The 7,913-nt window shown below is 67.0% G+C and carries 5 protein-coding genes and 3 tRNA genes; 2 read left to right on the top strand and 6 right to left on the bottom strand.

Annotated features, from left to right (window positions below):
• The 4 genes from AC1D29_RS29060 to AC1D29_RS29045 all read right to left on the bottom strand — a co-directional run.
• On the bottom strand, positions 1 to 245 hold a 245-nt coding region (locus AC1D29_RS29060), incomplete at its 3' end, for a GTP-binding protein (protein WP_268169286.1).
• A gap of 54 nt (positions 246 to 299) precedes the next feature.
• Positions 300 to 374 (bottom strand) — tRNA-Thr (locus tag AC1D29_RS29055).
• Between the two features lie 82 nt (positions 375 to 456).
• Positions 457 to 530 (bottom strand) — tRNA-Gly (locus AC1D29_RS29050).
• Positions 531 to 567: 37 nt separating this feature from the next.
• Positions 568 to 652 (bottom strand) — tRNA-Tyr (locus AC1D29_RS29045).
• Positions 653 to 1,205: 553 nt separating this feature from the next.
• On the opposite strand from AC1D29_RS29045, the gene AC1D29_RS29040 reads away from it, so the two are divergent.
• Positions 1,206 to 3,998 (top strand): TonB-dependent receptor, encoded by a 2,793-nt coding sequence (locus AC1D29_RS29040; RefSeq protein WP_477904173.1) that lies wholly within the window; start codon positions 1,206 to 1,208, stop codon positions 3,996 to 3,998.
• Positions 3,999 to 4,105: 107 nt separating this feature from the next.
• Complete coding sequence (locus tag AC1D29_RS29035; RefSeq protein ID WP_477904171.1) at positions 4,106 to 5,716, top strand: tryptophan halogenase family protein; 1,611 nt, start codon at positions 4,106 to 4,108, stop codon at positions 5,714 to 5,716.
• 82 nt (positions 5,717 to 5,798) lie between these two features.
• Here the strand turns inward: AC1D29_RS29035 and AC1D29_RS29030 are convergent, their stop codons facing one another.
• Positions 5,799 to 6,815: a cupin-like domain-containing protein gene (locus AC1D29_RS29030; protein WP_477904169.1), complete on the bottom strand. Its 1,017-nt coding sequence runs from the start codon at positions 6,813 to 6,815 to the stop codon at positions 5,799 to 5,801.
• Positions 6,816 to 6,831: 16 nt separating this feature from the next.
• Positions 6,832 to 7,791 carry a cupin-like domain-containing protein gene (locus AC1D29_RS29025; RefSeq protein WP_477904167.1) on the bottom strand — a complete coding sequence of 320 codons (960 nt, stop codon included), beginning with the start codon at positions 7,789 to 7,791 and terminating at the stop codon, positions 6,832 to 6,834.
• Positions 7,792 to 7,913: the final 122 nt, after the last annotated feature.

The raw sequence follows: 7,913 nt of genomic DNA, 5'->3' as shown, positions 1-7,913 counted from the left end.
CAGTCAACGTGCGCGTAGTGGCGGTTGGCCGTCTCGTACTCGACGTGGGCGGTGTTGATCGTGATGCCGCGGGCCTTTTCTTCGGGCGCTGCGTCGATCTGGTCGTAGGCCTTGGCCTCGCCGCCGAACTTCTTGGACAGCACCGTCGCGATCGCTGCCGTCAGCGTCGTCTTGCCATGGTCAACGTGGCCAATCGTGCCCACGTTCACGTGCGGCTTGGTCCGTTCAAACTTGCCTTTTGCCATCTTGCGCTCCTGAGGCGAACCCGTTGAAACGAGTAGAAGAAAAGAGAAAATCTGTGGTGCCCATGACGCGGATCGAACGCGTGACCTCTCCCTTACCAAGGGAGTGCTCTACCACTGAGCCACATGGGCATCGGCACGGGTTTGACGGCGACTCTTTCGAGCCCGCAGCCGGCAAACCGGTGTCGACGCTTGCCGACCAAGCCGCCCGGGTTGGAGCGGGAAGCGGGAATCGAACCCGCGTCATTAGCTTGGAAGGCTAAGGTTCTACCATTGAACTACTCCCGCCCTGGGAGCCTTGACCTCGGCTTGCGCGAGCAAGCTTTGGTGGAGGAGGCTGGATTCGAACCAGCGTACGCTATGCGGGCAGATTTACAGTCTGCTGCCTTTAACCACTCGGCCACCCCTCCTGAGGCAAGCCCGCAACTATAGCACAGGGCGAGCGGGGCGCAACAAAGCGCCGGCAACAAGCCAGTCGACACTGAAGCGCCGCCAGCGCGCGCCACGGCGACACGCGACACGCCACTCAGCGATTCGCCGCCGCGCTCGCGCGCGGCCAACGCGACCAGTCCAACAGAACCAATTCAGCACCCAACAAGGCCAGTCTGCGACCACCCAGGGCGCGGAATTCGCCAACTGGTATTCCAACGCAACGCCTTCGTCGCCCGCCCACAACAGATGACAGCTTGATGAAAGATACCAATTCAATGCCACCTTGATGCAGCTACGCGCGCTCCCAGAGAGGGAGCGCCCCATGTGCACCATGTGGTTGCATACCACTCGGGAAACTACCCACACGAAATTGGTAGCAAAGTGGCGTTATCACTCGTTACAGTGGCATCACACTGGTTGAAAGCCGTGGTGAATGCAGACCACAGCGACGACCGGACTTGAGGTGGTATGCAACCAATCCGAAGCTGCGACCGCCGCCCCAATTTCATTGGCCACAACGAGGAACGTCACATGAAGGTCAAGCAGACCCCCATCTCGCAGGCGGTGTTCATCGCCCTGCTCGGCGCCAGCGGCGTCACCATGGCACAGCAGCAGGCTCCGGCCTCGCTGGAAACGGTCGTCGTGACCGGCATCCGCGCGTCGCAGGAGAAGTCCCTCGCCGTCAAACGCAATGCCGACGCCCACATCGACGTCATCTCGGCCGAAGACATCGGCAAGATGCCCGACAAGAACGTGGCCGACTCGCTGGCCCGCGTGCCCGGCGTGACCATCCTGAACAGCCCGGCCGGTGGCTCCGGTGGTTTCGACGAGCGCGACCGCGTCGGCCTGCGCGGCACCAACCCCAGCCTGACGCAGACGCTGCTGGACGGCCACGGCATCGCCAACGGCGACTGGTTCGTGCTGGACCAGACCGGCGCCGGCGTGGGCCGCAGCGTCAGCTACTCGCTGCTGCCTTCCGAACTGGTGAGCCGCGTGGAAGTGCGCAAGAGCTCGGAAGCCTCCCTGGTGGAAGGCGGCACGGCTGGCTCGGTGAACATCATCACCCGCAAGCCGCTGGAGTTCTCCAAGGCGCTGACCTTCGAGGCGGGCCTGGGCGCGGTGTACGCCGACCTGCCGAAGAAGACCGATCCGCAGCTCAACGCGCTGCTGAACTGGAAGAACGAAGCCAAGACCTTCGGCATCCTGGTGCAGGCCTTCTCGGAAAAGCGCAGCCTGCGCCGCGACGGCGTGGAGACGCTGGGCTTCATCAACAAACTCGACAGCACCAATGCGCCGCTGCTGGTCGCAGCCCATCCCGAGCTGAACGGCGTCTACACCCCCGACCTGATCGGCGCCGCCTATTTCACCCAGGAGCGTGAGCGCAAGGGCGGCTTGGTGCGCGCGCAGTTCAAGCCCACGCAAGACCTGGACATCACGCTGACGGGCTTCTCGTCCAAGATGGACGCGGACAACTACAACCGCAACTACCTCATGGCACCCCGCGCCGGGCTGATCAACAGCTCGACGATCTCGGACTACGCGATTGCCACCGACAACAACGGCAACAAGACGCTGACCAAGGCGACGTTCAGCTGGGCGACGCCGTCGACGGCCGGCTACTACGACATGATCTCGCGCAAGGCCGCCGCCGAGAGCAACTTCTTCAGCCTGGACGGTTCGCTGAAGGTCAACAGTTCGCTGACGCTGACGGTCAACGCCGGCACGTCCAAGGGCAAGGGCCAGACCGTCAGCCAGGATGTGGTCGAGCCGCACATCGCCACCACCAAGGCCAGCTACGCGCTGCAGGGCAATGACGCCGCGCCCGCCTTCAGCTTCACGAACCCGACGTTGGGCTTCGACTGGATCTTCGGCGCACAGCACGTCATCGTGCACGACAAGGAAAGCTGGGCCCAGGTGGACGGCGAGTACACGCTGGAAGCCGGCGTGCTGAAGAGCCTGAAGTTCGGCGTGCGCGGTGCCGAGCACAAGCGCTACACCGACGCGACGCTGAACCAGGGCCCGGGCTGCGCCACCGGCACGCCGTACCGCGTCGGCCCTTGGGACTGGAGCAAGCCCAGCGCCTGCGCCGACGCCAACGGCAACGATGCGCCGCAACTGTCGCCCTACACCCTGCCCGCCTTCAGCCAGTCCTATCCGGGCAACTACGGCAGCGGCCTGGGCAGCGGCTTCCCGACCGCCCTGACCTACATCTCGGCCGAGGCCCTGGCCGAGTACAACAGCCGTGTCACCAACCGTGACCCGATCGCCCGCCGCTCGCCGTTTGACGGCGGCGAGTACAGCGTGAAGGAAACCACCACCGCTGCCTACATCCAGGGCAACCTGGAAGGCGACAACTGGAGCGGCAACGTGGGCTTGCGCGCGGTTCGCACCAAGCAAAGCTCGGGCGCCTTCCGCAACAGCCTGCCGACCGACACCGTCGACGTGGCGTCCGCGTTCGGCAACTTCACCGCGACGACGGCCGACCGCACCTACACCGACATCCTGCCCAGCGCCAGCGTGCGCATCGACGTGGCCAAGGACATCGTGGCCCGCCTGGCCGCAAGCCGCACGGTGACCCGCGCCGACTACACGGCCCTGTCCGCATTCACGTCGCTGACCACGACCGGCATGTTCCTGGACAACAATGCCATCGGCGGCGGCACGGCCGGCAACCCCGACCTGAAGCCGGTGCGATCGAGCAACTTCGACGCCAACGTCGAGTGGTACTTCGCGCCGCGCGCCTTCGTGTCGGCCGGTGCGTTCTACATGCGCCTCGGTACCTACATCACGAACGGCACGTTCACCGGCACCTACCCGGTCCTGCTGGGCAATACCAACCAGCAAGGCGGCGCACAACAGCTGGTCAACCGCCAGTTCGTCGTCACCGGCCTGACCAACAAGAAGGCGTCGGTCAAGGGCCTGGAGTTCGCGTTCGAGACGCCGATCGCCGGCAACTTCGGCGTCATGGCGAACTACACCTACGCGGACGGCAGCGACCAGGACGGCCATGTGCTACGCGGCAACACCAAGAACTCGTTCACCGTGGGCGGCTTCTTCGAGAACGACCACCTCTCGGCGCGCGTGAACTACAGCTACACCGACGACATCTTCATCGGCACCGACCGCGCCACCGACTACTTCCAGAAGGGCAGCGGCGTGCTGTCTGCCTCGCTGGGCTACAAGTTCAGCGACAACTTCTCGGTGAGCGTGGACGGGCAGAACCTGAACGACCCGAAGCTGAAGTACTACGCCTCGGACGTGCAGCCGCGCGGCATCTACAAGAACGGTCGCCAGTTCTACCTGACCGCCCGCGTCAAGTTCTGATCCCGGCCGGCTCTGCTGGAACTCTCGGGTTCCGGCAGCAGTCACAGGTGAACACAATCAAAGGGGAGCGTGGAGACCACGCTCCCCTTTCTCCATTCGAGTGCCCCATGAGCGACACCGCCACCGTCATCGACCAGTACATCGCCGCGCGTCCACTCGGGGGCAGCACCGACGCGCCACCGCCCGTGAAGCATGTCTGCGTCGTCGGTGGCGGCTCGGCGGGCTGGATGACGGCGCTGATGCTGGCCACCACGGCCTATGGCCCGCGCCTGAAGGTCACCGTGCTGGAGAGCCCCCAGGTCGGCATCATCGGCGTGGGCGAGGGTTCGACGCCGTGGCTGCGCCGCTTCTTCGAGATCCTGGGCATCGAGGAGTCCGAGTGGATGCCCGCCTGCAACGCCACCTACAAGAGCGGCATCACCTTCCAGGACTGGTCGACCAAGCCCGGCTTCGAGCGCTACTTCCACCCGTTCGTGTCGATGCTGGACAACATGACCATGCATCCCTTCGTGGACAACGTGCATGCACGGCTTGATGGCGCGGACGTCTACGCCCATCCCGACCGCTTCTTCGTGTCGGCCGCACTGGCGCGCCAGGCCCGCGGCCCGCGCGCCCAGGCCAACTTCCCGTTCGACGTCTGGTACGGGTATCACTTCGACGCGACGTTGCTGGGCCAGTTCCTGGGCGCCAAGGCCGTGCAGCGCGGCGTGACCCACCTGCAGCGCCACGTCACGCAGGTGTTGCTCAATGAGCGTGGCGACATCGACCGCCTGCAGCTGGACGACGGCGAAACGCTGGCCGCCGACTTCTTCGTCGACTGCAGCGGCTTTGCGTCGCTGATGATCGGCAAGGCGTTGCAGACGCCCTTCATCGGCTTCGGCGAGAACCTCTTCAACGACGCGGCCGTCGCCCTGCCCACCCCGCTGGACGGCCCGCTGGAGTCGCAGACCGTGTCCACCGCGCTGCCCCACGGCTGGGCGTGGAAGATCCCGCTGACCCAGCGCCAGGGCAATGGCTACGTCTACAGCAGTGCCCACTGCTCGGCGGACGAGGCCGAGACCGAGCTGCGCCGGCACCTGGGCCTGCTGGATGCCGACATCCCGGCCCGCCACCTGAAGATGCGCGTGGGCCGCATGGCCAAGGTCTGGAACCGCAACTGCGTGGCCATCGGCCTGTCGCAGGGCTTCATCGAGCCGCTGGAGGCCACGGCGCTGCTGTTCGTGCAGGTCACGGCGTCCATGCTGGTGGAGGTGTTGGAGAAGGGCGACCTCGGCACCGCCGCGCAGGACCAGTTCAACGCGGCCATGCACAAGCGCTTCGAGAACACCCGCGACTACATCGTGGCGCACTACAAGACCAACTCGCGCACCGACACCGACTACTGGCGCCAGAACGCCGAGAACATGCACCTGTCGGACTCGCTGCAAGGCGTGCTGATGACGTGGATGTCGCGCAAGCCGCTGGTCGCCGCGCTGAAGGCGGGCCGCATCGGCGGCGGCTACCCGGCCGTGTCCTGGTATGCGCTGCTGGCCGGCATGGGCATCTTCCCGGACCCCGAGGACTTGCAGCCGCCCACCGAGCACCAGGCGCGCCACAAGCTGGCCGCGGTGGACGACTTCGTCGCCCGCAGCGCGTCCAACTTCCCGGACCACCGCGAGCTGCTGGCAGACATACCGCCCGGCGTGGGCGACAAGGCCTTGCAGATCTACACCTGGTAAGGCACGTCAGCCCCTCGGCCGACGGGTACATCGGCCGATCCCCGAGGGGATGGCGGCTGGCTTGGGGCGGCTCGGCGCAGCGTCAGGGCTTCAGCCGGTCCAGGATGTCCTGGCGCACCGCCGCATCGGCCGCCGCGTCGATGTCCCCGAACAGGTGGCGCTGCCCCTCGGGGATGTGCGCCAGCCCCTCGCCGCGGGCGCCGAACACGTAGTACCCGAACAAGGCGCGCCAGCCCTCGCGCTCGCCGTCGGGCAGATGCCGCAAGGCCAGCATGGCCAGCCGCAGTGCGGCCAGGTGCAGGTCGTCGGGGCGCTGGGGTGCGGCCAGCGGTCGCCACCAATAGTTCAGCAGGATGTTCAGGTGCGGCGCCAGTGACTCGACCTGGTGGAACCACAGCGGCGGCATGTAGATCGCATCACCCGGCTCCAGCTCGGCCACCCGGGCCTGCTGCAGCGCCTCGGCCAGCAAGGGGAACTGCACCGGGTCGGCCCTGTGCAGGTCGGGCACGACCGACATCGGCGCCGGGGTGGGCGCGTAGTCCGGCGGGCCGAGGTAGAGCATTGGCGCGCAATGCGGCGGCAGCAACGTGAAGCGGCGCCGCCCGGCTGCCACGCAGGCGATGTTGTGCGAGTCGTCGAAGTGGGCCGGCACCGTCGCGCGGTTGCCGATCCAGATGCGCGGCGGGATGGCGGCGTCCAGCAGCGGCAGCACGTTGGCCCGCTCAAGGCCCGGCAAGGCCTCGGACACCAGCGCGCTTTGCGCCGCCAGGCTGGGCGGGTCGGGGAAGTGGCTGTAGCGCCAGAGCTGCTCGAACAAGGCCGCGTAAGGCCGCTTGTCGCGCATGAAGTTGAAGCCGTCGAGGTCGGGCTTGTAGCCGAAGGCCCGCGTGGGCTCGGGCTTGGCCAGCACGGCATCCACGGGCTGGCCGCCGTCGAAACCCATCAGGTATTGCAGGCAGGGCTCCAGGCCCGCGCGCCCTTGCGACACCAGTGGCCAATGCCCGACCGCGCCCCGCATCACCACCGGCTCGTAGCCAGGCACCACGTCGCGCTCGAAGCGCTCGCGCGTGATGCCGTGGACTTCCTTCATCGGCTGCATGCGGCTCCGGCTCCGTTCACCGCCGCCGCGCCAGCACGCCGTGCCAGGGCTCGGGGATGTGCGCCGCGGGCTCCTGCTCACGCTGCACCACGTAGTGATCGAACATCGCCGCCCAGGCGTCGCGCTGGGCGGCCGGCAGCGCGTTCAACACCTGGATGGCCTGCATCAACGCGGCGGACGGCGCGGGCAGCTGCGCCTGCCGCGAGTCACTCGCGACAGGCCACCAATAGTTGATGAGCACGTTGACCTTCTCCAGCGCCTCGACCTGGTGGAACCACAGCGGCGGGATGTAGAGCGCGTCGCCCGGCTCCAGCTCGGCCACCCAGCTTGAGGCCAGCGCTTCGCGGTAGCGCGGGTAGCGCTCGAAATCCGGCGACTTGGGGTGCACGACCGAGATGGGCGCGCCTGATGGCGTGTGCTCCAGCGGGCCGATGTAGAGGTTGCCCACCTGTTCGGGCGCAAACAGCGTGAAGCGCCGGCGCCCGGCGACCACGCAGGCCAGGTTGTAGGGGTGGTCGTGGTGCACCGGCACCGTCAGCGCGTTGCCCAGCCAGAAGTTGGGCACGACGCCGGGCAGGGCCTGCAGTGTGTTCTCGGCCAGGAAGCCCGGGATGACCTCGCCGACCTTGGCGCATTGCGCAGCGATGGACGGCGCGCCGTCGACGGCCAAGTAGGCCTGCAGGCTGGCCATGAACTCGGGCAGCGTCATGCGCGCCTTGACGAAGGCGAAGTCGGTCAGCGCGTCGTTGTAGCCCATGACACCGCGCGCCGCCGCGCGCGTCTTGGTGGCCATGACCTCCACGCCACGGTCGAAGCGGCGCAGGTAGTCGCAGATGCCCAAGTCCGTCGCCCGCCCGGCCTGCACGGCGGGCCAGTCGGCCACCAGGCCCTTCAGCAGCAGGGGCTCGGCGCGTTGCTCCAGCAGTTCCTTGAGCTGTGGCGCATCGGCCGCCGACGCGCAGGGCATCGGCCTCATGCCTGCCGCCCCGCCGTGCGGCGCAGGCCCTGGGAGTTGTCTGTCATCGAATCGCTCGGATGGGATGCGCCATTGTCCCGGCGCGCACGCACGGCCAACCTCGGCCAAAACCCTCAAGCCGA

Source organism: Roseateles sp. P1_C6, assembly GCF_056406315.1.
The sequence above is the reverse complement of the archived record's forward strand: the minus strand, read 5'-3'. Positions and strand labels throughout refer to the sequence as shown.

What these genes read in the sequence shown, in the direction of transcription:
- AC1D29_RS29035 (WP_477904171.1), top strand. Translation starts at nt 4,106, where the DNA reads ATGAGCGACACCGCCACCGTCATCGACCAGTACATCGCCGCGCGTCCA.
- AC1D29_RS29030 (WP_477904169.1), bottom strand. Translation starts at nt 6,815, where the DNA reads ATGCAGCCGATGAAGGAAGTCCACGGCATCACGCGCGAGCGCTTCGAG.
- AC1D29_RS29040 (WP_477904173.1), top strand. Translation starts at nt 1,206, where the DNA reads ATGAAGGTCAAGCAGACCCCCATCTCGCAGGCGGTGTTCATCGCCCTG.
- AC1D29_RS29025 (WP_477904167.1), bottom strand. Translation starts at nt 7,791, where the DNA reads ATGAGGCCGATGCCCTGCGCGTCGGCGGCCGATGCGCCACAGCTCAAG.